20 protein-coding genes are annotated in these 25481 nt (G+C 43.7%); 8 read left to right on the forward strand and 12 right to left on the reverse strand.

The window, feature by feature from the left end; translation table 11 throughout:
* Positions 1-48 precede the first annotated feature (48 nt).
* Positions 49-2229, forward strand: a complete 2181-nt coding sequence (gene glgB / locus AB4180_RS03460; protein WP_102249431.1) for a 1,4-alpha-glucan branching protein GlgB — start codon at positions 49-51, stop codon at positions 2227-2229.
* Between the two features lie 152 nt (positions 2230-2381).
* Here the strand turns inward: glgB and AB4180_RS03465 are convergent, their stop codons facing one another.
* From AB4180_RS03465 to AB4180_RS03485, 5 genes are all read right to left on the reverse strand, one after another.
* Positions 2382-3221, reverse strand: a complete 840-nt coding sequence (locus AB4180_RS03465; protein ID WP_012600180.1) for an energy-coupling factor transporter transmembrane protein EcfT — start codon at positions 3219-3221, stop codon at positions 2382-2384.
* Entirely contained in the window at positions 3218-4912 is a 1695-nt protein-coding gene (locus AB4180_RS03470; protein WP_102249430.1) for an ABC transporter ATP-binding protein, read from the reverse strand. Before AB4180_RS03470 ends, AB4180_RS03465 begins: the two co-directional genes overlap by 4 nt.
* Positions 4913-4918: 6 nt before the next feature.
* Positions 4919-5467 carry an ECF-type riboflavin transporter substrate-binding protein gene (locus AB4180_RS03475; protein WP_009845837.1) on the reverse strand — a complete coding sequence of 183 codons (549 nt, stop codon included), beginning with the start codon at positions 5465-5467 and terminating at the stop codon, positions 4919-4921.
* Between the two features lie 308 nt (positions 5468-5775).
* Positions 5776-6906 carry an HlyD family secretion protein gene (locus AB4180_RS03480; protein WP_017096246.1) on the reverse strand — a complete coding sequence of 377 codons (1131 nt, stop codon included), beginning with the start codon at positions 6904-6906 and terminating at the stop codon, positions 5776-5778.
* Positions 6906-7301, reverse strand: a complete 396-nt coding sequence (locus tag AB4180_RS03485; RefSeq protein ID WP_009845835.1) for a DUF3302 domain-containing protein — start codon at positions 7299-7301, stop codon at positions 6906-6908. The genes AB4180_RS03480 and AB4180_RS03485 overlap by 1 nt, the downstream gene beginning before the upstream one ends.
* A gap of 262 nt (positions 7302-7563) precedes the next feature.
* Between AB4180_RS03485 and AB4180_RS03490 the strand changes: the two genes are divergently transcribed.
* Entirely contained in the window at positions 7564-8472 is a 909-nt protein-coding gene (locus tag AB4180_RS03490; protein ID WP_029223175.1) for a DMT family transporter, read from the forward strand.
* Positions 8473-8535: 63 nt separating this feature from the next.
* On the opposite strand, the gene AB4180_RS03495 is transcribed toward AB4180_RS03490, so the two are convergent.
* The 4 genes from AB4180_RS03495 to deoD all read right to left on the reverse strand — a co-directional run bounded on the left by AB4180_RS03495 (position 8536) and on the right by deoD (position 14032).
* Complete coding sequence (locus tag AB4180_RS03495) at positions 8536-10116, reverse strand: GGDEF domain-containing protein (RefSeq protein ID WP_029225485.1); 1581 nt, start codon at positions 10114-10116, stop codon at positions 8536-8538.
* On the reverse strand, positions 10116-11585 hold the full coding sequence (locus AB4180_RS03500; protein WP_009845832.1) for a hypothetical protein: 1470 nt from the start codon (positions 11583-11585) through the stop codon (positions 10116-10118). Before AB4180_RS03500 ends, AB4180_RS03495 begins: the two co-directional genes overlap by 1 nt.
* A 186-nt stretch (positions 11586-11771) precedes the next feature.
* A complete protein-coding gene (locus AB4180_RS03505; RefSeq protein ID WP_372081756.1) occupies positions 11772-13241 on the reverse strand; it encodes a lactate dehydrogenase in 1470 nt (489 codons plus the stop codon).
* Positions 13242-13321: 80 nt separating this feature from the next.
* A complete protein-coding gene (deoD, locus tag AB4180_RS03510) occupies positions 13322-14032 on the reverse strand; it encodes a purine-nucleoside phosphorylase (protein WP_004732072.1) in 711 nt (236 codons plus the stop codon).
* 346 nt (positions 14033-14378) lie between these two features.
* Between deoD and AB4180_RS03515 the strand changes: the two genes are divergently transcribed.
* Complete coding sequence (locus tag AB4180_RS03515) at positions 14379-15353, forward strand: L,D-transpeptidase family protein (RefSeq protein WP_017096243.1); 975 nt, start codon at positions 14379-14381, stop codon at positions 15351-15353.
* A 156-nt stretch (positions 15354-15509) separates the two neighbouring features.
* Here the strand turns inward: AB4180_RS03515 and AB4180_RS03520 are convergent, their stop codons facing one another.
* Positions 15510-15776 (reverse strand): Lpp/OprI family alanine-zipper lipoprotein, encoded by a 267-nt coding sequence (locus AB4180_RS03520; protein ID WP_009845829.1) that lies wholly within the window; start codon positions 15774-15776, stop codon positions 15510-15512.
* 359 nt (positions 15777-16135) lie between these two features.
* Between AB4180_RS03520 and AB4180_RS03525 the strand changes: the two genes are divergently transcribed.
* Positions 16136-17467: a DEAD/DEAH box helicase gene (locus AB4180_RS03525; protein WP_009845828.1), complete on the forward strand. Its 1332-nt coding sequence runs from the start codon at positions 16136-16138 to the stop codon at positions 17465-17467.
* A gap of 152 nt (positions 17468-17619) precedes the next feature.
* On the opposite strand, the gene AB4180_RS03530 is transcribed toward AB4180_RS03525, so the two are convergent.
* Positions 17620-18867, reverse strand: a complete 1248-nt coding sequence (locus AB4180_RS03530; protein ID WP_029223172.1) for an SGNH/GDSL hydrolase family protein — start codon at positions 18865-18867, stop codon at positions 17620-17622.
* Positions 18868-19383: 516 nt separating this feature from the next.
* On the opposite strand from AB4180_RS03530, the gene AB4180_RS03535 reads away from it, so the two are divergent.
* Both AB4180_RS03535 and AB4180_RS03540 read left to right on the forward strand, forming a co-directional pair.
* Entirely contained in the window at positions 19384-20325 is a 942-nt protein-coding gene (locus tag AB4180_RS03535; protein WP_102249429.1) for a triacylglycerol lipase, read from the forward strand.
* A 39-nt stretch (positions 20326-20364) separates the two neighbouring features.
* On the forward strand, positions 20365-21258 hold the full coding sequence (locus AB4180_RS03540; protein ID WP_102249428.1) for a lipase secretion chaperone: 894 nt from the start codon (positions 20365-20367) through the stop codon (positions 21256-21258).
* A 195-nt stretch (positions 21259-21453) separates the two neighbouring features.
* Here the strand turns inward: AB4180_RS03540 and AB4180_RS03545 are convergent, their stop codons facing one another.
* Positions 21454-23097, reverse strand: a complete 1644-nt coding sequence (locus AB4180_RS03545; protein WP_009845824.1) for a methyl-accepting chemotaxis protein — start codon at positions 23095-23097, stop codon at positions 21454-21456.
* 464 nt (positions 23098-23561) lie between these two features.
* Between AB4180_RS03545 and AB4180_RS03550 the strand changes: the two genes are divergently transcribed.
* Positions 23562-24383: a phosphate ABC transporter substrate-binding protein gene (locus tag AB4180_RS03550; RefSeq protein ID WP_009845822.1), complete on the forward strand. Its 822-nt coding sequence runs from the start codon at positions 23562-23564 to the stop codon at positions 24381-24383.
* A gap of 124 nt (positions 24384-24507) precedes the next feature.
* Entirely contained in the window at positions 24508-25437 is a 930-nt protein-coding gene (pstC, locus tag AB4180_RS03555) for a phosphate ABC transporter permease subunit PstC (RefSeq protein ID WP_009845821.1), read from the forward strand.
* The last annotated feature ends 44 nt before the right edge of the window (positions 25438-25481 follow it).

Genomic DNA, 25481 nt, shown 5'->3' on the forward strand with positions numbered 1-25481 from the left:
GGCATTTTTGTATTATGTTTTTTGGATGTTTGGTTAGGGAGAAGCGTTTTGGAACTAAGTTCGATTTCAAAGCAAAAACAAATATATACCCAACTATCACAGGCTTGCTTCACAGACCCATTTGCGTTTTTAGGGCCATACTTACCTTCTGAACAAGGTTCATTACGAGTGTGGATTCCTGGGGCAGATAAAGTCGAGTTGATTGTTGGAAAGGAACCTCGTATTAAGTTAGCGCGAGAGGGTGAAAGTGGTTTCATTCTTAAGCAAGAAAGAGACTTACGTTTTACTCACTACAAACTTGCGGTTGATTGGAATGGAGTAGAGCAGATCATCGATGATCCATACCAATACCATGATCTGTACGCGAGTTATGAGGATCTTCATACACCTAAAGATATGTATCATCACATGGGAGCTCAGTTTATTACGCTAGAGCGTGATGGACAGACGATTTCAGGCACGCGTTTCTTGGTGTACGCACCGCATGCAACAGCGGCTAGCTTGGTGGGTAACTTCAACGCTTGGGATGGTCGTCGCCACCCAATGCAGCGTCTAGATTATGGTATGTGGGGCTTATTTATTCCTGATCTGGAAGAAGGCGCACAATACAAGTTTGAATTAAAAGGACCCGATGGCGAAGGCTTGCCACATAAAGCTGACCCATGGGGTTTCTACTCTGAGCAGTACCCATCATTTTCATCTGTGACTTACGATCACGCTCGCTACCAGTGGCAAGATTCTCAATGGCAGAATCGCCCAGTGACGCAAAAGCGCAAAGAAGCCCTTTCATTCTATGAATTGCATGCCGGTTCTTGGAAGCGCAATGCTGAAGGTGAATTCCTAAACTACCGTGAGCTAGCGGCAGAGCTAATCCCGTATCTAACGGATCTGGGTTACACACACGTAGAGTTGATGCCGGTTTCAGAGCACCCGTTTTACGGCTCTTGGGGTTATCAGCCAATAGGCTTGTTTGCGCCAACAAGTCGTTTTGGTTCTCCAGATGATTTCAAATTCTTCGTCGACCAATGTCACCAAGCCGGTTTAGGTGTTGTTCTGGACTGGGTTCCTGCACACTTTCCAAGTGATGATCACGGCTTAGCTAACTTTGATGGAACGCCTTTGTTCCATGATCCAGATCCACGCCGTGGTTGGCACCAAGATTGGAACTCGTACATTTACGACTTAGGTAAAGAGCATGTTCGTCGCTTCTTAGTAGCAAATGCATTGTACTGGTTCGAACAATTCCATATCGATGGCATTCGTGTTGATGCTGTTGCTTCGATGTTGTACCTCGATTACTCGCGTAGCCATGATCAATGGATTCCGAATGTAGACGGCGGCAATGAAAATTACGACGCCATCGCGACCCTTAAGTGGATGAACGAAGAAGTGTACAAACACTTCCCGAATGCGATGACAATTGCTGAAGAATCGACGGCTTTCCCGGGTGTTTCAGCACCAACCTTTATGGGCGGTTTAGGCTTCGGTTTTAAGTGGAACATGGGTTGGATGCACGATAGCTTGTCTTACATTCAAGAAGATCCAATCAACCGTAAATATCACCACGATACGATTACCTTCCCGTTGGTTTATGCTCACAGCGAAAACTACGTATTGTCTCTGTCTCACGATGAGGTGGTTTACGGTAAAGGCTCTATCCACAATAAGATGCCGGGTGATGAGTGGCAGCAAACGGCTAACCTACGCGCTTACATGGGTTACATGTATGCACAACCGGGTAAAAAGCTGAACTTCATGGGCGCTGAATTCGGTCAAACGGCTGAATGGAATCATGATGATCAACTGCAGTGGTTCTTGTTGGAATATGAACGCCATCAAGGTGTTCAACGCTTAACGAAAGATTTGAACAATCTATACCGCTTTGAGGCGGCAATGCACGATCTTGATTTCGACCCGAAAGGTTTTGAATGGCGTCTACAAGATTCTGCTGAAGCAAGTATCTTAGCTCATGAACGTATTAGTGAGTCGGGTGAACGCGTGTTGGTTGTTTCTAACTTTACGCCCGTTCCTCATGAGCGTTTCCGCTTAGGTGTTCCAGCCCAAGGCCAGTACTCGCTATTGCTGAATACTGACTCGGCTGATTACGCAGGCAGCGGTTTTGAAGTGAAGCAGGTTGCTGAGGTTGAATCAATAGCAAGCGAAGGGTTGGACACGTCGATTGAGCTGCGTTTGCCACCTCTTTCAACGGTGTTTTACAAATTAAACTAATAACAATCACAGTAAGTAAGTGATCACAAAGACGACAAAGGGAGCCCTGAGGCTCCCTTTTTTTGTTTCGATTTTCACTCTAAAACGGCTTGAATTTCGTTAAGTAGAACATCAAGCAGCACGTTCTTTAAGCGTCGCTTTCAATGAGAAACCTAAAATGGATACCAGAATAATTGTGGTTCTAAAACACGTTTTACGATCGCTAACACAACGATAAAGGCGATAACCATTAGCCAAACGTAATCGATACGTTTCAAAGGCGCATAGCTATACCAAGTCCGTGACTTATGTCTGCCAAAACCTCGTAACGTCATTGCGTTTGAAATCTCGTCTGCACGGTCCAAACTAGAAAAAATGAGCGGACCTAGAACCTTAGCTACGTTTTTGATGCGAGTGAGTAAAGGTGCTTTCTTCGATAGTTCAACGCCACGAGCCTGTTGCGCGTGCATGATATTGATGAAGTCTTTTTTAACTTCAGGTAAATAACGCAGTGTTAAGCTGACAGCATAGGCGATTTTGTATGGAACGCCAATACGGTTGAGGCTTGCTGCAAACTCGGTCGGGTGCGTGGTAAAGACGAATATTAACGCTATCGGGAACATACTCATGTATTTGAGCGTGACAGTGATTAAATAAAACAGCGTCTCTTGGCTCAGCGAGTAGTTACCCGGCAATGTCAGCAATAGAGTCTCGCTGCCGATGAGCTCTGTACCTTGCTGTGGAGCAAGCAGATACATGAACAAAGCATTTAGGCTTAATACACTCACCGTTCCCAATAACAAAGGCTTATAAACGCGCACAGGCACATTGGTAAGCTTTAGCAGGAATAAACCAGTCACAATAAGCAACGCAATCAATCTCAGATCGAACGTAGTTAAAACCACAGTGACCCAAGCAAGAAAAAGTACAAATTTAGTGATGCCGTTCAGTGCGTGTAACGGTGATTTAGTATCAATGTAATTGATGCCAAATTTTACTTTTGATGCATTCATAGCGAGCTTCTCTCGTCGTCGATGAAGTACTGCATAAAAGCGTTGGTGTCGTCGATTTTCATCATAGTCGCAAGTTCATAAATGCTGGTAGTACAAAGGTTCGCATGTTCTAAAAGCGATGGCTGACTAAACACTTCCGTCATGGCTGCATTAGCAATTAACTTACTGTCTGCGATTACGATCGAACGTGTGGTGTATTCTAGAACCAAGTGCATGTCGTGTGAGATGATCACAACAGTAATGCCCAAATCTCGGTTAAGCTTTTGGATGAATGCCAGCATCGATGTGTAGTTACGGTAGTCTTGGCCTGCTGTTGGCTCATCTAAGATGAGGAGTTCGGGCTCCAACACTAAGATAGACGCGATCGTTACACGCTTTTTCTGACCATAGCTCAGAGCTTCAATGGGCCAGTGGCGGAACTTACTTAACCCGCAAAGCTCAAGAACGTTCTCTACTTTTTCTGTGACCAGCTGTTCTGCCATACCGCGGTTACGAAGACCAAAAGCAATCTCATCAAAAATCATATGATGTGAGATCATATGATTCGGGTTTTGCATCACCACACCGACTTTCTGGCTTCTTTCAAAGATGGAAAGTTCAGATAAGTCTTGACCATTTAGATAGGAAGAACCTGAATCAGCATCTATCACACCCATGATGAGTTTGGTGATAGTGGATTTACCCGAACCGTTCTTGCCCAAAATCGAGACAAACTCACCCTTACCAATTTTGAAACTCACATCTTCGAGTGCATTTTTTTCGCCGTCGTAAGAATAAGTTAAGCCATGAACTTCGAGCAAAGGCTGGTACTGTTTCTCTGCTACCGGTGCCGGGTGCTCAGCAAACCAAGCTTGAACCGCTGGGCGGAATCTTTTGTAATCCAAAGCTTTGAGGTTTGAAAGTTTATCTTCGTTAGTCAGAGGGGCTTTCGCTGCTTTAAGTGCAGATAAGTAGAGAGGTTCACGAATACCGTGCGTCTCAAGTAACTTGGACGCTAAGATGTCATCCGGAGTCATATCCGCGACTATTTCACCGCGCTCCATTAAGATCACACGATCGATATCGCGATGTAGAACATCCTCAAGGCGATGCTCGATAATCACGATAGTCTTGTTGGTTTCTTTATGAAGTTGGTCGATGATCTCAATCGTTGCTTTGCCCGTTTTAGGATCAAGGCTTGCTAAAGGCTCATCAAACAGCAAGATATCGACATCATCGACTAAAATACCCGCTAACGATACTCGCTGTTTTTGACCACCTGAAAGGTCATGAGGAGAGCGCTCAAGCATATCCGCTAGGTCGACCATTTTTGCTGTCGATTTAACTAACGGGTACATATCAATGTTCGACATCAACTGGTTTTCTAATGCGAACGCGATATCTTCACCGATACTTAACCCCACAAATTGGCTGTCAGTATCTTGCAATACTGTGCCGACTTGCTCGGTATAGTCGTGCATTGAAAACTCAGACACATTCTTGCCGTTGATCTCTAAAGAACCAGACACTTCACCTTTAATTGCATGAGGTATCAGACCATTGAGACACTGACCTAGCGTAGATTTACCACTACCACTTGGTCCAATAATGACGATTTTCTCTCCTTTCTCTATCCTTAGATTGATATTTTTTAGCGTCGGTTTATCCAGCGACTCATATCTAAAAGAGAAGTTCGAAAATGCTATAGTCATTAGCGTTTATGCCTCGGTCAGGTTACGGCTTTGTTTGTTACGTTTAGCGACTGATTTTAGGATCAGGAAGCCTACCACTGCGATAAGAATAGTGTTGCCCGCAGCGATGATAGACAGTTGAGTGAAGACTTTAGTAAACGGTTCTGCGTATAGGATGGTGTCTAGGAACGCGGAGCTTCCATAACCCACAACGTTACCCGCAAGGGCAAGTACCACGAACAGTGCAAAATCTTTCATTGGCAGTTCGCCTTGTTGAAGGCGGTTCTTAGTCATCATTGGGAATAAGCCGATAACCATACCGACAATACCTGAGCCTAAGACCCAAGTTAACCATACCCCCCAACCTGCGAACAAATCCGTTACCCAGTGGCCGATAAAGCCAACCAAGAAGCCAACAATAGGGCCAAACAAAACAGAAAACAGTGCTAAGACTGCCATTGCTGGTTTCAATGTCGTGTTAGCAAACACTGGGACACCAAACATAGGTAAACCACCAATGCCGTACAGTGCCGCGCCAATAGCAATAACGACGACTGTTTTAGCTGAAAAGTTCATAGATAACCTCGAATACTGAAAATAAAGCATAATATTCGCCATTATTAATATGCGTCTCAATGAGAACGTTTTTTGGGCAAATATAAAAAATAAGGCGCGCATTATACAGTAGAACCCTTCCATAAGGGAAGGTAAGTGTCTAGATGTCTAAAATTCCATCTAGACGCATTAATATCACGTAAAAAGCGCAATTTTATGGTTAATCAAGCAACAAAAAAGCCAGAACGAGTCTGGCTTTTTGATTCATATTAACAATGTGTTAAGCGGGGTTGTCGTATATCTACGACCGTTTAGTGGTCTAGCTCTAGTTAGTGGTCTAGATATAGATAGTTTTGCCAACTCTTCATGCGAATAAGCACTTTACGCATGATAGATACGTGAGTGAAGCTATCAGAATAAACGGCCACTTCGACGGCAGTACCCATAGGCAAATGGTACTCAGACAGATCATCTGTGATGGTCAGCTTAACAAATACACGGCCGCTAGTGCGCAGTGCGTCAGTACCTAGAAGTGTGCCTCGAGCTTGAAATTGGCTTTCACCAATGGCTGGGATCACTTCATCAATGCGTCCTTTAAATACTTTTCCTGGTAGTGCTCTAAATAGAAACTCAGCTTCGTAGCCAGGTTGCAGGCGTTGTAGTGAGTTTTGTCTAAAGGCTGCGGTATAGAATTGCGCCTCAGTGTGAACAAAGGTCATCACCGGCGCTAATGGTAGTGGTACAGCCATTACACCAGGACGAAGAGCGAGTTGAGTTACGTAGCCATCGGTTGGTGCTCTTACTACCGTTTGGTCAAGATTGAATTCAGCTTTACGTAAATCAGCAAGTAAGCCTGCAACCGCTGTATTCTCACCGCCAATCTCAGAGTTAAGTGCGATCTGAGCTTGTTGTTGGTTTGCTTCGGCTACTTTCACTGCAGCTTCTGCGGCTTTGTATGCCTGTCGACGAGTATCGAGTTGTTGCTCTGTAAATGCGCCACTTTCGAAGCCTCGCTTGTATCGAGAGAATTCACGTTGTGCTTTGTCTCTTTCTGCAATGGCTTTTATTTTGGCAGCTTCAGCTTCTCCAACTTGCGACTCTAGACCTAAGGCTCCTTGACTCGCTTCTTTTACTTTGGCTTGCAGCTTAGCAACTTCAGCTTCAAAAGGAATCGGGTCTATTTTGAAAAGGATATCCCCTTGCTTGAGAGGCTTATTTGCTTCAACCGGAACCTCGATGACTTTGCCTCGAACCCCTGAAACAATCGGTGTCGTTGAGTAAACTTGATTACCGATTTGTGTGAAAGGGTGGTTGTAGTTCATCAATAGAATCAAAGTACCGATGAGGACAACACCACCCAGTACGGCAGTGGGGACAGTCCATTTGTTTAGTGGGATTTTGAATACTTTGAAAATCGTAATACAAAGCGCCGCGTAGGTCATTATCAGCAGTAAATCCATTACTTAGCCTCCTGATCTTGAACGTTGTTTGTCTGTTTCTCTGTGCTGTTTTGCTCAGTGCCCGCTTGCTTTAGCTGTGCGATTTCGTTCTGAAGTGCACTCACTTGGTCGATGAGAGTGTCGACTCGGTGATGAATATCATGTTGTTCTTCTTCAAGCTTAGCGAAGCCCCAGCCACGATCTTTGCGCCACAACGTAGCCCAAATCCAAAGGAACGGCCAAATAGTGTGTAAAGTGAATAGGCTAACCCAGCCTGAGACATGAATAGCATCTTGATGAGGGTGATTACGTTCTTTCGCAATTTCATAAGGAATATCGTGAATAACGATGATGCCGTAAAAGATAACTAATGCTACGAAAATCAGTAGACCGAGTGCAAAGTAGTCTAAAAACATAACAGATCCTTGTAATGTTAGATGTTAGTTACAAATATACTACGCTATCATCCAAGTAATTGTTATAAAAATGATTTACCAATCTGAAAATAATATGTTGCTGCTAATAATGAGAATAAAATCACTGATGGATCTTATAAAATCCAATTGAACTTGAATAGGTTATTTCGGATTTCTTGCTGACAAGATGACAGTTCTGATTCAAACGATGCGCATAGCCATAATCATAGCCATAACAACAATAAATAAAGGATAAATGCGGATGTATATAGGTGAATTAGCGGCCATTGGCGCTGCGATGGTGTGGGCATGTGCGACATGGATTTATGGGCAGTTTGGGCATCGCTTCTCTGCGATGCAGTTGAACATTGTTAAGGGGGTTGTAGCCTCTGGCATGATGCTGTTGGTCATGCCGTTAATACCGATGCCTGAATTCGAACTGAGTGCTAACCATTTTGGGATCTTGGCGATCTCGGGAGTCATTGGTATCGCAGTTGGTGACAGTGCTTATTTTGCGGCATTAAAAAGAATTGGTGCCAATAAGACCTTGTTGCTGGAATCTCTGGCTCCACCTCTTTCTGGTGTTTTGGCATTAATGTTTCTTGGCGCGGCACTCACTTTGCAAAGTTGGCTCGGTGTTGTGATAACAACCTTAGCGGTGACCTTTGTGGTCTTTCAGCCGTCGAAATCAGCGAACGGTAATGATATTTCTAATGACAAAGCACAGTGGGGTGGCATTGGATATGGGCTTATGGCAAGCGTTTGTCAGGCGTCGGGCGTGGTGATTTCCCATTACGCATTGGTGGCGGGTGACATTCCACCATTGTTAGGTGCTTTGATTCGCCTGACGATTGGCGTGTTTGCCGTAATGCTGATTATCCCTTTCGTTGAAAAGAAGCCGTACTCGTCGATAAAAAGAGATTTATGGGCAATGACCAAGCTCGATAAACTTTGGTTATTAGGGGCAATCTTTGTCGGGACGTTTCTCGCTCTATGGCTTCAGCAAGTGGCGTTGAAAAATGCTAACCCTGCGATTGCTCAAACATTAATAGCGACCAGCCCGGTCTTTATTTTGGTGATTTATGCGATTAGAGGAGAGAAGGTGTCAAAGCAAAGTATCATCGGGACACTTGCCGCATTAGGTGGAATTTCTTTGTTCTTTTATCAATAAGAGGCGGGCTTAGCTACAGAGCTACAGACCTACAGAACTAAAGACCCACAGACAGACATGTTACTACTCTGTACACACTTGATTACGGCCGTTGGCTTTAGCTCGGTATAGGGCCTTGTCTGCACGATAGAAGGTACGCTGAGTATTTTCTCCATCGCGATGCAAAGTGATACCGATACTAACGGTTAAACCGCGCTCGCCGAGTATTTCATGCCACCCAAATTGGAAGATACGCTCTCGATAATTTTCAGAGTGCATTTCTGCTTTCGCAAGGTCAGTATTCTCAAGGATGACGAGGAACTCTTCTCCGCCAAACCTGACACATGACGCGCCTCTAAACTTAAAGTATGAACGCAGTTCTTGAGAAACGCTGACGATCGCTTTATCACCCACTAAGTGGCTCAGTTCATCATTGATTGACTTAAAGTGGTCGATATCGATAACCATTAATGCGAAAGGCGTTTCGTGTAGCAGTAGATCTTTCAGTTTCACATCTAACCAGCGACGGTTGTGTAACCCGGTCAGTGGATCGGTGAAAACATCTTGTTGTAGTTGAGCAACCGTATTCTTGTGCTGCTCTGTTGTCTCTTTTAGCTCTTTGTTCTCTTGTTCGGAGAGAATGAGTTTAAGTTGTAATTCAAACCGTGATAGACGGCGCAGTTGGCTTGCACCAAGTTCGCTGATCGGGATCTGCTTCATCAGATCCGTTTCAATTCGGTAGCCTTTCTTCTCGTAGCTCAGCGCTTCTTCAAAACGACCTTGATTCAAACATACATCACTTAGAGAATCATAGAAGCGCTTCGCAAGCACAGGTGACGATCCGGGCTTCACACGTTTGTGGGTGCTCGACAAGATCATACTTGCATAGTCTTGCTTTCCGGTCGCACTCAAGCAATGTGCTAACTCTAGACGAGTCATGGTCGCGAGCCAACTTGCTTGAGTACTGTTGGCTGGATATTGAATTTTTGACAGACAACGAAGCGCTTCATGGTGCTTTTTCTTAGCACGGAGCACTTTTGCTTGATACAACAGTATCTGAGCTGTGAGTAGCTTATCACTCACTAAAATGCTCAGTTCTTCGCATTCGTTCAGTAAGTCGCTGGCCGCCGTTATTCGGTTGAGCAGTAGCAGACTTGCTACCATATAAAGCTTGAATTTAAGACGAAGTGATCGACTGCTTATCGCGTGATCTATGCTATTGATTTTTTGGTAGTAGCGAAGAGCTCTGCTGTGGTCTCCGTAAGCGTCACACAGGTTCCCCATACCTAAGATAGCCATTACATATTCATCGATATGTCCGTGCTCAACGGCGATTGTCGATGAGCTGACGAATTCATTCAGTGCCGACGTGTAATCACCAATTTCAACCAAGCGATTACTTAAGCTGGTCTTTACCGTAAGAATATCTTCTATATCTGTAGGAAGGTGGAGTAGGTCGAGTGCCAGTTTTAACTCATCAATACTGGTTTGATTTTGTTGTAACTCGGCGCGGTACTCAGAGCTGATGATGTAACAGTGTGCTTGTTCTGTTTGTGTCGTCGAAACGTGTTGGCGAATATGATTCCAGAATATGATCGCCTCTTCACCCGATACCGATGAAGGATCTAGACCTGCATCTGTAATCTTGCTTAATAGGGTTTCCATCATTCTGTTACCTCAGCATCGTCTTCTTCTAGTTGTTCAAGAGTGAACGGGAACGTCAAAATATCGTTGAGGCTGACGGTCGGTCTCGAACCTTTTAATCCTTTTCTGTGCCATGGATAGATATCTAGCATGGTGGTCAGAGTTTTGAAGATCTGGTCAGCAGCTTCGTCTTTTTCGGAAAGCATAAGAGCCACACGTTCCGAACTTAGCCTTGCAATGAAGTCGTTCTGATTACACAAGGTATGTGCTATCTCGGTACAGACATCTAAGTAATCGGTATCGATGTGATGGAACATGATGATGCAGTGATTAGAGCGTTTAAGCTCCGTCTTAAATAGTACCAGTTTTTCCCACCAGAAGGTTTCGGAAACGACATAAGAGAGGTGCTTTTCCGGGTCGTGTTCGTGTTGACCTCGAATGCGGTTAATTAGCTTACGAGCTCTCTGTTCAAGCTGGCGTTTTGAACTGCGCGCTTTGTCTAAACCGACACGATTTGTTTGTTCTTTAAGCATGCCGGTAGAATATTGACGATACTTCTTAAAAGCGATCAATGCGGCTTCAAAATCTTGATTTTCTTCTGCGACTAAAGACTGTTGATAACAAATTTGGCTAAGCAGTTCGCCATTATCGAATTCGTTTGCTGACTCTTCTGCCAGCCTTAGCAACTCGGCGGCTTGTTCTGGCCTCTTTCTTAAGAGCTCCAGTCTAGCTCGACTGATGTAGGAATGCGCTTTCATCCATACAAGGTTGTGCTCTACTGCTAGCTTGTGCGCTTTGGCTGTGGCTCGTTCTGCATCATCCAAACGTTCAAGGCCAAGTAGGGCAAGGCCTCGAAAATCCCATACTTCAGCGTGCCAAGTATTATCTTTATATTCTTTTAGTGCTTCTTCTGCACCGTCGAGCACCGATAGCATTTCAACATAGTTGTTGAGCAGGTAGTAATCCCATGCGAGAAGTATTCTTGCTTTGCCTTCTAACCAACCAATGCGGCTGTTATTCGCTACTTTTACAGCGAGCTGGTGGGTAGAGCGTGCAAGTTTATATTCGTGAGTCATTCGCCAAATGTTGCCAAGGCCAATGAGGCATTCAATTTGAATCTCCACTTCATCAACCAGTGCAGATTGTTCTAATGCATTGATCCAGAACTGTTGGGCGGAGTAATACTTGGCTTGTCCCCAGAATTGGAGAGCGTGTAAGTGGAGAATTTCAGGGAGAAAATGATCGGTATCTAATCGGCTTTGGCGTTTGTAGGCTTCCTTGATGTATTTTAAACCTTTCTGGTAATCCATAAGGTTCCAACAACATCTCGCCATTAACATGAATGACTGGATAGCGCCCTCTTCAAACAGAACTTGCTCTGATCTGACTAGGCATTGTTGTGCAATCTCTAGGATCACCAATGGCTCAGAATCAACGCGAGTTTTGAGTTGTTCTAGTTCGGTTTCAAGAAGGTACTGATTTTTGTCCAAGGCTTAGATCCATAATTATCGAACATATTGATAACACAATCATTATAGGAGTGTGATTGATGATAAGCATCAATTATCTCTCGCTGAGCATAAAGGGGACACGTATCTTTTCCAATTCTGGGTGTTATCTCATGCTTTTGCTTTGAAATCAATGAGTTCTAGAGCGCTTGTCTAGATGGTAAATTTCTATGAAAGCAATTGCTTAAGAGTTAATGGCTGCTCTGTCACACCTAAGCGTTGTGCTGCCGTCAACCCTTGCTTATCTTGGTAGCACAGATTGTGCCAAGATCTAAATATGTCGAGTAATGGAAGAATGCCCCCAGGACGAAGTTTACGTCTTGGCTCATTGATGAAGCTATCAAATAACAACTGAAAACGTTGTTGATAGAACTTTGTTTGCTGAATTGAAGCTGTATTAAACCACTGTTTTGGTTCTGGATTATTACCCGTTAGGTAGCAGATACCTTTTTGACTGTCACCTTGACTCGCGATAGCCCAACGATCGCGCCACCAACTCATATGAACGATGTCGATCTTTTCAAAATTTTGGTCATCTTGCCAACCTGAGTCTTCCTCTACATACATAAGGTCAACATTTTGACTCTGAATACGCGGCAAGCAAACGCTTAGAGCGGCAGATCTTAGTAATGGGTCTTGTGGCATATAGATCGTGACATGCTTATTCTCATCACACATATCAAGCACGTGTAGGAAGTGAGCATAGGAAGTATAAGGCGGTCGAATTAGCGCGCCCTTCGAAGGGTAACTGAATGTCGTGAGGTTCCCCATTGGATCCTCGACATTACCTCTCGCAAGAATCACTTGGTATTGCTGCTCAATGCGCTCTTTCAGTTTGTCAGACGGCTGAGGAAGTTCGAGATTCGCTTCTGAAGAGTGCTCTTTAGACACAAAGCGTGCAACGTCATCATAAGGGTTGTGATCAGCACTTCCAGATGGTTCTTCATTTTGAGAGTAATTGACGTGTTGGCAAAGGATGTAGCCAGAGTGTGCCTCGCCAGTCGCTATCCATACCACACCATTGTTGCTTTTCGGTTGCAGGCGTTGGTAGTGAGAAGCGAATTCGTAATCTTTAGCATGGTTGACCCAACGAGCATCGATCATCGCTAACTTGCGACGACAGCGACTGGCGATATGGTCAACATGATCATAGAAAGTCTTTGGATTGATCTCTAACTTTCTACAAATTTCACGTACTGAATACCCCATGAACAATAAGCCCATGAGGTTCTCTTGAAACTGAAGTTTTTTGTTGGATCCTGACCACTTATCAACGAAGGTTGATTGGCAGTCTTTGCATCTGTAACGCTGCCTATCGCCACTGTAGCCGAAGGCATGATAAAGATGTTTGTGGGTATGAACCGATAAGCCAAAGTTATCGCAATCATCATTACGACAAGCAGGGAGCCCGTCGCTGTGAAGTTGTCTTAGGCGATGAAGTTCGCTTAACACTTCACGATTGTTAAGTAAGGGGGGGAAAGCTCCACATTCATGACAAACCATCGCTGGACGCTTAGGGTTTGCGTGTTGCAAAACATACCGTTTTGCATCGCTCAAGCCAAAGTTGTCACACGCCAATGTTTTACAAAAGTTGAGTTGCAAACCATCCGCATCTTTTGGCAGCTTGTCGTTAGACACGATCTCCCCCTCGGGATTATTTGAGCAGCCAAGTGAGCTTGGCTGCGGGGTAACGCTTTTCAATGTATCTTATCAATTCGTTAGATGTTGATTGCAGTCTCTAGAGCAACTTTCATCATGTCGTTGAAAGATTTTTGACGATCTTCAGAGCTTAGTTTCTCACCACGGATGATGTGGTCAGATACTGTTAGGATAGTTAGAGCTTTAGCACCAAGATCCGCAGCAACACCGTAGATACCAGCTGCTTCCATATCAACACCAAGGATGCCTAGCTTTTCCATTTTTTCGAAAAGGTCAGCTTCTGGAGTGTAGAAAAGGTCTGCAGAGAATACGTTACCAACTTTAACTGGAACTTCTTGTGCACGTGCTTGGTTTACGGCTTCTTCTAGAAGACCGAAATCAGCGATTGCCGCGAAGTCATGGTTGTTGAAACGAATGCGGTTTACTTTTGAGTCAGTCGATGCACCCATACCGATAACAACGTCCATTAGTTTCACGTCATCACGTACCGCACCACAGCTACCTACGCGAATAACGTTCTTTACGCCGTACTCAGCAATTAGCTCATGTACATAGATGCAGCACGATGGAATACCCATACCGTGGCCCATTACAGAAACTTTCTTACCTTTGTAAGTGCCTGTGTAACCAAACATGTTGCGAACGTCACAAACTTGCTTCACGTCATCAAGGAATGTTTCTGCAATGTATTTTGCGCGAAGCGGGTCGCCTGGCATAAGTACAGTTTCTGCGAAATCACCAGCTTGAGCATTAATATGAGGTGTAGCCATGGTCGTTCTCCAAAGTTTTAACGGTAATTATAGGAACAGGGTTTTATTAATTACCGATTCTGTTGAATTGAATTCGTTTTGTTGAGGCAATATTAGCGAGTTAAAACGAGGCTCCGTGAGATGTTTGTCACAAATTTGCTCTACCTTTAAAGTATTATTCATATAGATAACCAAATATGTTGAAAGTTTAGAGGCAATCGATTTTGTGTGGTTAAATTACGCTATGTCCAGACGAAAAACGACAAATAAAAGCCTGTTGCATATCAGCTTGGAGCAACAATACGTTGTCGCGACGTTTGATCAGCGATAATCTAAACTTTGATAAAAAGACAAACCAAGGAATTGTATGTCGTATTGCGCTAACTCGACGCCTTTGCACTCAATGAGAACACAGATACGTAAGGTAGCTTTACCTCTAGTGAGGGTCTCCTTGTTTGTGGCAGCGATGGCTTCGTCGTGTGTGTCTGCTGCAACTTTTGAGTTGCCGCCAACTGAAAGTCGTATTGTCGGAAGAATACAGCAGCATGAAGTGGCAGCGGGCGAAACGTTGGCCATCATTGCTAAGCAATACGATATTGGTTTTCTCTCTTTAATGGCGGCAAACAAAGGCGTTGATCCTTTTCTTCCTGCTGAAGGTTATGTGTTAAGTATTCCTAGTCGTCTGATTCTGCCGGATACGCCGAGAAAAGGCATTGTGATTAACCTTGCCGAGTTAAGGTTGTACTTCTTTGAACCTGAGAAAAATCAGGTGCACGTATTTCCTGTTGGCATCGGTCGAGTGGGGCGAGATACCCCAGAGATGATCACTAAGATAAGCCAAAAAAGACCCAATCCGACTTGGACGCCTCCAAACTCAATTCGTAAAGAGTATCTAGAGAAAGGGATTGAGCTACCAAAAGTGGTTCCTGCTGGGCCGGAAAACCCTCTGGGCGAGTATGCATTACGACTTGCTTATGGTGCAGGTGATTATCTGATACACGGCACCAATAAAGACTTTGGGATAGGCTTGCGAGTCAGCTCCGGCTGTATCCGTATGGAACCTAAAGATATTGAGTGGCTTTTTGAACAGGTTAGTCGTGGTGAGCAAGTCACAATAATCGATGAGCCTATCAAAGTGTCTTTAGAGCCTGATAGAAGCGTGTTTGTTGAAGCTCACGAACCATTGACGCGAAGCGACGGCTCTAAGAAATTATTGCAAATCCCCGTTGAATTAAAATGGTGGCTTGAAGATGCAGATCTACCAAATTCAAAAGCGAAAGCGGTGATATTTGCTCAAAATGGCGTGCCTGTTGAGATAGCACCACCTGTGATTGAGTTCTAATTTGATTGCCTCTTCTGTAATAAGGGGCGTTTATCTTTGTTTACTCGAATTAGTAACGCCCAAAAAAAGCACCACATCCGTTAAGAGGTGGTGCTGTCTATTTACTGCATTTTGCGACTGATTTAATCTACAGCTTAATCGCACTGAGCTCTCAAACTATTTAGTGTAAGACTCTGCGATGTTGTCGATACGGTCGTTAGCACGATCCGCTTCTTCTTTTGCTGCCATAGCGGCTGCAGCTGCTTCTTGAGCTTTCATTTCAGCTGCCGCTTTATCGCCTTTAAGTGCTTCAACTTCACTGGTTAGCTCAGCAACTTGGTTAGTCAATTGATCCATTTGTGACATTGCAGCTTCTTCTGGCTCAGAAGAACAACCAGCTAAAATGAAAACTGAGGCTGCAGCTGCGATTAACGTCTTATTCATAAGAACTCCTTGCTTATTTATCATCAAAAGATGCGCTATACATTCTTTATCATATAGTCGCTTCATTAATGATTGTAGCGACTAATTTTTTAACTGCAAAAACAATAACTAGAGAAATTACTAAATTTTTGAGGTAATTAGCTGAGCGTCACGTTATGTCTCGTTTATGAGATGGAGGGGTGAGAGCCGGTTTTGATGTGTTTGGAGAGTTATTTCTTTGCGAGCAATGCATACAATGTTCTAGCAAACGATAGATAAAGGGATAAATTTTCTGTGATCTCTATCCTTATAAAGTACTTTCGCGGTATCATGTCACGTTAAATTAATTTTATTCAATACCATCATGACTGGAGAGTCCTTTGCACTTTAAAGATTTAGGCTTAGATAACCGCTTACTGAAGAACTTAAAACATTACGACTTCAAGAAGGCGACAGAGATCCAATCAAAAGCGATCCCTGTTGCTATTGCTGGTAAGGATCTATTGGCTTCATCAAAAACGGGATCAGGAAAAACATTGGCGTTTGTGTTGCCAATGATACATAAGGCATTAAAAACAAAAGCGTTTTCTGCTAAAGATCCTCGTGGTGTAATTTTGGCTCCTACTCGTGAGCTAGCAAAACAAGTTTATGGCGAGCTGCGTAGCATGCTTGGTGGTCTATCTTACGAAGCCACACTTATTTTGGGTGGTGAAAACTTTAACGACCAAGTTAAGGCTTTGCGTAAGTACCCTCGCTTTATTGTTGCGACTCCAGGCCGCCTTGCGGATCACCTTGAGCACCGCTCACTGTTTTTAGATGGTGTTGAAACGCTGATCCTTGATGAAGCTGACCGTATGCTAGATTTAGGTTTCGCACCTGAATTGCGTCGTATCGCGAACGCAGCTAAACACCGTCGCCGTCAAACGTTGATGTTCTCTGCGACACTTGATCACGCGGAAGTGAACGACATTGCAAATGAAATGCTAGATTCGCCTAAACGCATCTCAGTGGGTGTTTCTAACGAACAGCACCTTGATATCACTCAGAAGTTTTACCTATGTGACCATCTAGATCATAAAGAAGCAATTCTGGATCGTGTTATTGAAGAAGCTGAATACCGTCAGGTGATGATCTTCACGGCAACTCGTGCTGATACTGATCGCCTAACCGAGAAGCTAAACGAGAAGAAGCTTAAAGCGGTGGCATTGAGCGGTAACCTAAACCAAACGCAACGTAATGCAATCATGAGCCAGTTCGAGCGTGCGGTTTACAAGATCTTGGTAACAACAGACGTTGCTTCACGTGGTATCGATATTCCAAACGTAAGCCACGTTATCAACTTTGATATGCCTAAGCATACAGAAGAGTACGTGCACCGCGTTGGTCGTACTGGTCGTGCGGGTAACAAAGGTGATGCAATCTCTTTGGTTGGTCCAAAAGACTGGGATAGCTTTAAGCGTGTTGAGCTTTACCTTCAACAAGATCTTACTTTCTCTGTACTTGAAGGTCTAAAAGGTAAATTCAAAGGTATTAAGCCGCGTAAACCTGCTTTTGCTAAAGGCGGTCCTGCGAAGAAGAAAACCAACACTCAAGCTAAGAAAACGCCGAAAAAACCGGTTAAGCGTGATAAGAGCTTCCACAAGAATGTGGCAGTGGGTGATACAGTATTTATCCCTAAGAAGAAAGTTGCGCCAAAAACTGACGACGAGTAATCAACTCGCGTGAGCTAAAAGATTATGTTTATAAATACAGATCTTTATACAAACTAGCGTAAATAAAAACCGCCGATGAAGGGCGGTTTTTTTGTATCTGGTTTCTGCACCTGAGAGGTGTTGTCTCAGGACTCAGAGTCATTCGAAAAGCATTAGAAATCAAAGGTTGAGAATGAATACGCCAAAATATGGTCGGCAATGTATTTGTGGGTGGCGGTCGTTGGGTGTGTTACTCCCCAGAAGACATAGCTGTCTGATCCGTACGCTGCGCAATCATTGGTTAAGCTGTGACTTTTTAGGTAGTCGGCTGCTGAGCTTCTATTGATATTAAGGCAGGCATCACTCGCGTTTCGAAAGCCATGTTGCTCTGGATTATCGGTAATGCTGGCGAACAACGCACTCGCATCGAACAACACCACGTTTTTACCCATGCTTTGGTAATACTTGGCCTGCGTCTTGATGAATTGATTGAACTCTAAAATCTTGCCACGAACTTTAATGATCTCTTGTTCAGTTGAGTATTTGAATTGAGGTGCTTTGGTTGCATCGGGCAAGGTGAACAGCAGGATATTGTTTGCACCAGATTCCGTTAAGCGGATCAAAGCGCTGCTGAAATCGGCCTTTACATCAGCCACTTCTCGGTTGTAGTTCATAAAGTCATTGAGGCCAAACTCTAAAGTAAACAACGAGTTTTCTGGGCGGTAGTTTTTGGCGATTTTCATATAGGTTAAGTAAGAGGTGACTTGGTCATATACTCCGGTTAATGCGACGTATTGATTGGTGCCAGCAGCCCCACCTACTGCCCAGTTATAAAGAGGCACATCTTTCGCCTTGGCTAAATACTCTGTCCAGACTAAACCGTTTGAAAAGTGCCCTAAAAACCATGAGTTAGCGTTCGGGAAAACCCATTGAGAACCGTTAAATAGGTTACCGGTGTCAGAAAGACTATCACCGAAGGTGACGATACGGTTGATGGTGTTCGCTTGGACAACGTTGTCATTTGTCCAAATCGAGTGGTTATAAGAGAAGCGATTGTCTGCTGCAAAGTAAGTGATGTCTGCGGCGTCATGTTGGATGTCGAGCGTCTGTTCACAACGCTGCTTGATTTCAGATTGAGGAGCGTCACTGTAGAACATGTTCTTGAAGGATACAGAAGACCACCAGTATCCATTGATTGTGTAGTAATCACCATTTTCCTTTTTCGCCCATTTCCAGTCGGTGGCTGGAGAGTCATGTGAGGCATCGGTTCGATACCAGCATCGAACATAAGAATAGGTCTCTGAACCTTGTGTACTAAGTACTTGTGCGGATGTAATAGATTCAGGTGTCGGTATTGAATCTTCAGCTGCATAAGCACCAAAAGGCAGGGTTAACGCGAGTATAAAAGCCGTATTTTTCATCACTGTATTCTCTTTTATATTTTGTGAGCCAAACAAAACGTTGTTGCTTGTGGCTGTTTTAATAACTGAATTGCAAATAACTGGTATGACCTATATCTAAAACCAATAACTCTCGTCAATACATTCAGTTTATTAGCGGCTCATAACTGGCATCAGTGTCAAAGTTCCAACCACTTTTTGATTGAAAAACAATGGCTTCGAAATGAGATAGCTAATATCTAACATTTGATTTTAACGAACTATCGCAGGCAAACACGTCGTCATTGACCTGTACGGGATGATTTGTCTATTGAATGCCGAAATGAAAACGTTATCAGAAGGGTGGGAGGTAAATTTTAATTTAATCAGTGGTTTATCTGTTGGTAGTATCAAGCGACGTTGCATTTTCTATGTTCATCACAATTGTTTAATTCAAGTTCAATATCACAAATATCAAGTTGTTACTTTTTGTTTTATAAAATCATCATCTACGGTTTCTTTACTCATCAGAGGTCTAATCTGTTTAAGGAAAGAGCATTGAAAAAGATATTAATTTGGACGATAGCCTGCCTATCCAGTTTTGGTGTCTATGCCGGAACAAGCGCATCAGCATTAGAAACCAGCGGATACACTGCAACGAAATACCCTATTATGTTGGTACACGGCTTGTTTGGTTTCGATACATTAGCAGGCGTGGATTACTTCTATGGCGTACCGGAGTCTCTAACTAAAGATGGTGCGAGCGTATACGTTGCTCAGGTTTCTGCTACCAACAGTTCCGAAGTTCGTGGTGAACAGTTACTCGCTCAAGTTGAGACGCTGTTAGCCGCGACAGGCGCAAGTAAAGTGAATCTAGTTGGTCATAGTCACGGTGGTCCTACTGCGCGCTATGTCGCATCGGTTCGACCTGATCTTGTTGCTTCGGTGACGAGCATTGGTGGTGTTCATAAAGGCTCGAAAGTAGCCGACCTCGTACGTGGAACCGTATCAGAAGGTTCAGCCGCGGAAGGTATTGCGGTTAAGTTGGCTGGTGGATTAACGGCGCTTATCAACCTGTTATCTGGTGGAACGGATCTAGATCAAGATGGGCTTGCATCTCTTGAAGCGTTGACCACTGAAGGTTCGCTTGCATTCAATCAGTTTTACCCTGAAGGCGTGCCAACGTCTGAGTGTGGTGATGGTGAATGGCAAGCAAACAACGGTGTCTATTATTATTCATGGACAGGCTCTTCCACTTTTACCAACCTTCTTGATCCTACCGACGGAGCGATGACAATCCTTGGTTTAGCTTTTAATGAACCTAATGACGGGTTAGTGGGAGCATGTAGCGCGCATTTGGGCAAAGTGATTGGTGATGATTACAAAATGAATCACCTAGACGAGATCAATGGACTATTGGGTATCCACCATCTTTTTGAGACCGATCCAGTGACCTTATATCGTCAGCATGCCAATCGATTGAAGTTGGCTGGCCTTTAGGTAGCACTAACCGTTCATTAAGAGAATAAGGAAAGTATGATGAAAAAGATCGCCATTTTGTCGATAACCACGATAGCCCTGATGAGTACAGCGGCGGTCTTTTTATATCTAAAGAAGGAAGATACAAGTTCATATAATAACAGCGAACAAAGCGCTTCTTCATTGAAGGTTAGCTCTCAACAAGATACCGAAATCGATAGTGCGTCAGCTAAAGACATGATGGAATATTTCGTGTCAGGCAATACAGAATTAACCCTCGAAGATATTCGCGACAATGTGGCAAAACACCACGAGCAATCACAAGCTACGATTGTCGATAAAGCACTGTTTGCCAAGTATCTTGAGTACAAGGCGGCACTGACAGCATTAGACGTGCAATTCGACAACACCTCTATATCCGCTGAGGACTTACGCGCACTGAATCAAGCTCTCCTCGATCTTCAAGCACAGTTTTTCAGTGAGAGCGAGATAAGTATTTTGTTTACCCATGACAACAGAATGAGGGAAATCGCTTTAGAAAAGTTACTTCTGAAACAAGAAGGGCTAGACGAGTCAGAATATCAGCAAAGGCTTGAGTCTTATCTATCTGAACAGCCAGATTACGTTCAAATGAGCCATCAGAATCAGGTATTACTCCCACAGCTATCCAGTTCAGAAGGTCTAGACGAACAAGGTAAATACTTGAAAAGAAGTGAACTGGTCGGAGAAGAAGCAACACAGAGGCTCGAAGCGCTTGATCAACAAAGGGCGGACTTTGATGGAGCTTTAGATATTTACTTTGTTGAACGAAATGACATTTTGAATGACTCAGCACTCTCAGAAATTGAGCAACAAGAGACTATCGCACAGCTTCGGACTACGCATTTTCAGCCCGAACAACTTCGAAGAGTCGAAGCGATTGAAAGAATCAGAGCTGCTGAGAGCGATCAGTAATCTCCAGCAATTAAAAAAGCCAACTACTGATGACTCAATAGTTGGCTTAATAATGAAGGTCGGTTACTGCAATCTGTACATGTTAAGTAAGTGCTTACAGTTTAAGGCTTAAATTTTGTATCCTAGAGCCTATACCATAAGCCGTTACAGCTGAACCTTAAAGATTATTCGCCCTTAACCCTTAACCCTTACCCCTTAAACCTTAAAGAAGCCCAACTGCTGCTTTTGTTGTTCAGCGAGGTTTGATAACTCGTGGCTTGCTGCTGCTGCTTGGGTAATGCCGGTTACGTTTTGGCTTACTAAGCTGTAGATATTTGAGATATTACGGTTAATGTCTGAAGTCACTTGGCTTTGCTCTTCTGCAGCAGCGGCGACCTGAGTGTTGATTTCCGTGATATCCGTTACTGAGTTCGCAATGCCGGAAAGTGCAGAGCTTACCTCACCCGAAAGCGTCTGGTTATGCTCCAGCATAGACAGCGAACTGCTCATACTCTCATTCGCGTTTCCAGATTGAACCTGCAAGCCTTCAATGATGGTTTGGATTTCCTTGGTCGAATCTTGTGTACGTGCTGCTAGCATTCTCACTTCATCAGCTACAACCGCAAAACCACGTCCGCTTTCACCTGCACGAGCGGCTTCAATGGCAGCGTTAAGCGCAAGAAGGTTAGTCTGCTCTGAGATGCTTTGAATAACCTCAATGACATTACCAATCTTCTCTGAGTGCTCTTTTAGCGTGCCAACAACGTTCGCAGCTTCGCTAAGCTGAATCGCCATTTGCTCGTTTGCTTGGTTACTTTCATTAAACAAGCTCATGCTGTGTGTCGCCATTTCGTCAGCTTGCTTAGACGCGGAGTCGGCTTGTACTGCATTTTCGTTGACGTTTGCTGCTGTGCTCTCAAGTTGATTCACGGCAGAAGCAACTTGTTCCACTTCTTGCTTCTCTTGGTCTGAGTTCGCACTTGATTGTGTCATTACAGCAGCTAGTTCAGTCGATGCTGACGCAACTTCGATGCTGATTCGAGACAGTGAACTTACCGTGTCACGCAATTGCTCAACGGATTTGTTTACGTCTTGCGCAAGACGTGAGATCTCATTGTCTCCATGTTCTTCGGCTTTTACTAGCAGGTTACCTTTTGCTACTTCGCGCATGGTTGCCTGAATATTGTTGATTGGTTTAACAATGATGCCAGCCAGTGTCCAGCTAATAACAAGAGCAATAGAAAGAATCACTAAAAGCCCAATAGTCGCAGTATTTAGGGTGCTAGTGTGTTGCTGACCATTGGTATGGACTTGTTGAGTAGCAAGCAAGTTTAGCTTTTTAGAAAGACTGTCGATTGCTTTTACCATTTCGTTACCTGCATGGCGGTATTGGTCAATTGCCGTTTGGTAACGAGTATCAAAGTCAGAAGTTAGCACTGAATTACCGTGTTTTGCTTTTAACAGGGGAAGCATGGTATTACGTGAAAAGTTAACGTAATGGTCCATCGCTTTGCTCATTGCTGCGACTTCATCTTGCATACCTGGCACTGTGTCTAATGAGCTCAGTAGGCGTGAGTTTTGATCGCGTTTTTGATTAAGCGTTTCAACGAGTGTGTTTACATCATCAGGGTTGAACAAGCTATAGATTGCTTTGATGCGCATGCCGTAACTATTGTCGACGATTTCGCTGAGTTCTTCTTTATGTAGAATGAGTTGATCTGTTGCTGTTGATACATCTTTAAATGCGTTTTCCAGCTTGTCACCACCGATGATGACACCCGTCAAAAGTAATACGACGGAAAAGAGTACTGGAATAAGAATTTGTATTTTAATTGATAAGCCACTGAGAAGTTGGCGCATGAATTGTCCCTCTATAAATAAGTAAATGAGCCGATGCAATTGCTTTTATTATAATTATCCCGTGATTCTAACTACTGAGAATGACAATTCAATCAGTAATACATTCGATTTAGATATATGCGATAGGTAATTGATAAATTACGGTTATTTATTGTGCAAGATGAGCGTTTTTCTTTATTTCTCTATGGTTTTCCCGTTATGGTTTGGTGTGTTGTAATTGGTAATGTTCGGTATTGGTGGAATGTTGAACGATTTGGGTTAAATAGATTGAAATAAGTGTTTAACGTTTATGAGTTATTTAAACTTATTGCTTCAAGGTTATTTGACACGAAAAAAGACGAAAATAAATGTCAGCTGTCATATAGGCTTCAATTTAATGAAACACAACTGTCACATTCAGATTCTAAAGTGGGCACCGTTCAAGTTAAACACAACGGCAATAACGCCACTTAAGGAAATTTGTGATGAAAAAGACAGTTATCGGTGCAATCGCTCTTTTAGGTGCACTAACAGTGACTCCAGCTTCAGCTAAAGAAACTATTTCAGCAGTTGGTTCAAGCAGCGTGACGCCACTGATGGAAGTTTTCTCTGAAACATACATGAAAACGAATTCAAACGTATTTATCGAAGTACAAGGCCCTGGTTCGTCTGCTGGTGTTAAAGCGGCGAAGAACGGCAGTGCAGATTTAGGTATGTCTTCTCGTAACCTTAAAGATAGCGAGAAAGAAACAACACTAGTTGAAGAAGTGGTTGCTCGTGACGGCATCGCAGTCGTGGTTAACCCTAAGAATGGTCTTGACGGTCTAACGGCTGAGCAAGTAACGGCTATCTACAAAGGTGAAGTAACAAACTGGAAAGACGTTGGTGGTGCGGACAAGCCAATCGTAGCAATCACTCGTGATACAGCATCTGGTACTCGCGGTGCATTCGAAGACATCATGTCTCTTAAAATGAAGATTTCTGGCACGAAAGTATCAGCAATCTCTCAACGTGCTCAAGTTGCTAACGGTAACGGTGCACTAAAAACAATGGTTGCATCTAACCCTTACGCAATCGGCTATATCTCTTTAGGTACAGTAGATAACTCAGTAAACGCGCTTGCAATTGACGGTACTGAAGCATCTGTAGACAACGTTAAGAACGGTTCTTACAAAGTAGCTCGTCCTTTCCTAGTACTTTACAAAGAAGGTAAGCCTTCTTCTGAAACTCAAAAGTTCCTAGATTGGATGCTAACTGACGAAGCTCAATCTCTTGTTGAGAACAAAGGCTACATCTCAGTTAACTAATCTATATCTCAATTAATTAAATATTGCTCAGCCTACCTTTTCAGGCTGAGCCTTTTCTATCCCACTTCGAGTTAATCCGTACGCTTATACAGCGTGTTAAGGATTTCGATATGTGAGACTTGTTATGACCATCGCAACGAATAGTGAACAGCTTATGAATAGCGAAGCGACTCAACTGAAACGCGGCTTACGTAAAAAGAAGCGTGTAGATTGGAAAGAGCGTATTTTTCACGGCTTATTCCTTACTAGCGCAATCATCGGCATCGTATCCCTTGCTGTTATTGCTTTTTTCATCGTTAGAGAAAGTATCCCTGCGTTCCAGGAAGCGGGCCTATCGGGCATCGTGCTAGGACAGAACTGGCTACCACCAGCACTTTACGGTGTTGCTACCATGATTGTGGCATCTGTCGTATCGACATTAGGTGCAGTAGTGGTCGGTGTGCCGATTGGTGTGTTAACGGCAATCTTTATTGCTGAAATCGCGCCAAAGCGTCTGGCGGACATCATTCGTCCTGCTGTCGAATTGCTAGCGGGTATACCTTCGGTAGTTTACGGCTTCTTCGGTCTCGTTATTATCGTTCCCCTGATTCAAAACGTATTTCAAGTGCCTGCGGGTAACACGATTTTGGCGGGTATTATTGTATTGGGAGTGATGATCCTTCCGACGGTAATTACGGTTTCTGAAACCTCAATCCGTGCTGTACCAAGAACGTACAAAGAAGGCTCTTTAGCGTTAGGTGCTTCAAAGATCTTTACCATCTTTAAGTTGCTCGTTCCGGCTGCTCGCTCAGGCATTATGACGGGCGTAATTTTGGGTATAGGCCGTGCTCTTGGTGAAACGATGGCAATCATTATGGTGATGGGTAATGCGCCGGCAATGCCTGAAGGTATCTTGGATTCAGCGCGTACACTAACCGCGAACATTGCGATTGAAATGTCTTACGCGAGTGGTATTCACGCAAGTGCGCTCTATGCGACGGGTGTTGTTCTCCTTGTTTTCATCATGTCTCTGAATGCAATTCTCCTTTACTTGAACCGTGAGAAGGCGAGGTAACATTATGTCTTTAGAAAATAACGTAGCACCTCAAACTAATCCTA

This window comes from Vibrio sp. 10N.286.49.C3 (assembly GCF_041469545.1).
Lineage (GTDB): Bacteria > Pseudomonadota > Gammaproteobacteria > Enterobacterales > Vibrionaceae > Vibrio > Vibrio tasmaniensis_A.

What these genes read in the sequence shown, in the direction of transcription:
- AB4180_RS03465 (WP_012600180.1), bottom strand. Translation starts at nt 3,221, where the DNA reads ATGAATGCATCAAAAGTAAAATTTGGCATCAATTACATTGATACTAAA.
- AB4180_RS03470 (WP_102249430.1), bottom strand. Translation starts at nt 4,912, where the DNA reads ATGACTATAGCATTTTCGAACTTCTCTTTTAGATATGAGTCGCTGGAT.
- AB4180_RS03475 (WP_009845837.1), bottom strand. Translation starts at nt 5,467, where the DNA reads ATGAACTTTTCAGCTAAAACAGTCGTCGTTATTGCTATTGGCGCGGCA.
- AB4180_RS03480 (WP_017096246.1), bottom strand. Translation starts at nt 6,906, where the DNA reads ATGGATTTACTGCTGATAATGACCTACGCGGCGCTTTGTATTACGATT.
- AB4180_RS03485 (WP_009845835.1), bottom strand. Translation starts at nt 7,301, where the DNA reads ATGTTTTTAGACTACTTTGCACTCGGTCTACTGATTTTCGTAGCATTA.
- AB4180_RS03490 (WP_029223175.1), top strand. Translation starts at nt 7,564, where the DNA reads ATGTATATAGGTGAATTAGCGGCCATTGGCGCTGCGATGGTGTGGGCA.
- AB4180_RS03495 (WP_029225485.1), bottom strand. Translation starts at nt 10,116, where the DNA reads ATGGAAACCCTATTAAGCAAGATTACAGATGCAGGTCTAGATCCTTCA.
- deoD (WP_004732072.1), bottom strand. Translation starts at nt 14,032, where the DNA reads ATGGCTACACCTCATATTAATGCTCAAGCTGGTGATTTCGCAGAAACT.
- AB4180_RS03515 (WP_017096243.1), top strand. Translation starts at nt 14,379, where the DNA reads ATGTCGTATTGCGCTAACTCGACGCCTTTGCACTCAATGAGAACACAG.
- AB4180_RS03520 (WP_009845829.1), bottom strand. Translation starts at nt 15,776, where the DNA reads ATGAATAAGACGTTAATCGCAGCTGCAGCCTCAGTTTTCATTTTAGCT.
- AB4180_RS03530 (WP_029223172.1), bottom strand. Translation starts at nt 18,867, where the DNA reads ATGAAAAATACGGCTTTTATACTCGCGTTAACCCTGCCTTTTGGTGCT.
- AB4180_RS03540 (WP_102249428.1), top strand. Translation starts at nt 20,365, where the DNA reads ATGAAAAAGATCGCCATTTTGTCGATAACCACGATAGCCCTGATGAGT.
- AB4180_RS03545 (WP_009845824.1), bottom strand. Translation starts at nt 23,097, where the DNA reads ATGCGCCAACTTCTCAGTGGCTTATCAATTAAAATACAAATTCTTATT.
- AB4180_RS03550 (WP_009845822.1), top strand. Translation starts at nt 23,562, where the DNA reads ATGAAAAAGACAGTTATCGGTGCAATCGCTCTTTTAGGTGCACTAACA.
- pstC (WP_009845821.1), top strand. Translation starts at nt 24,508, where the DNA reads ATGACCATCGCAACGAATAGTGAACAGCTTATGAATAGCGAAGCGACT.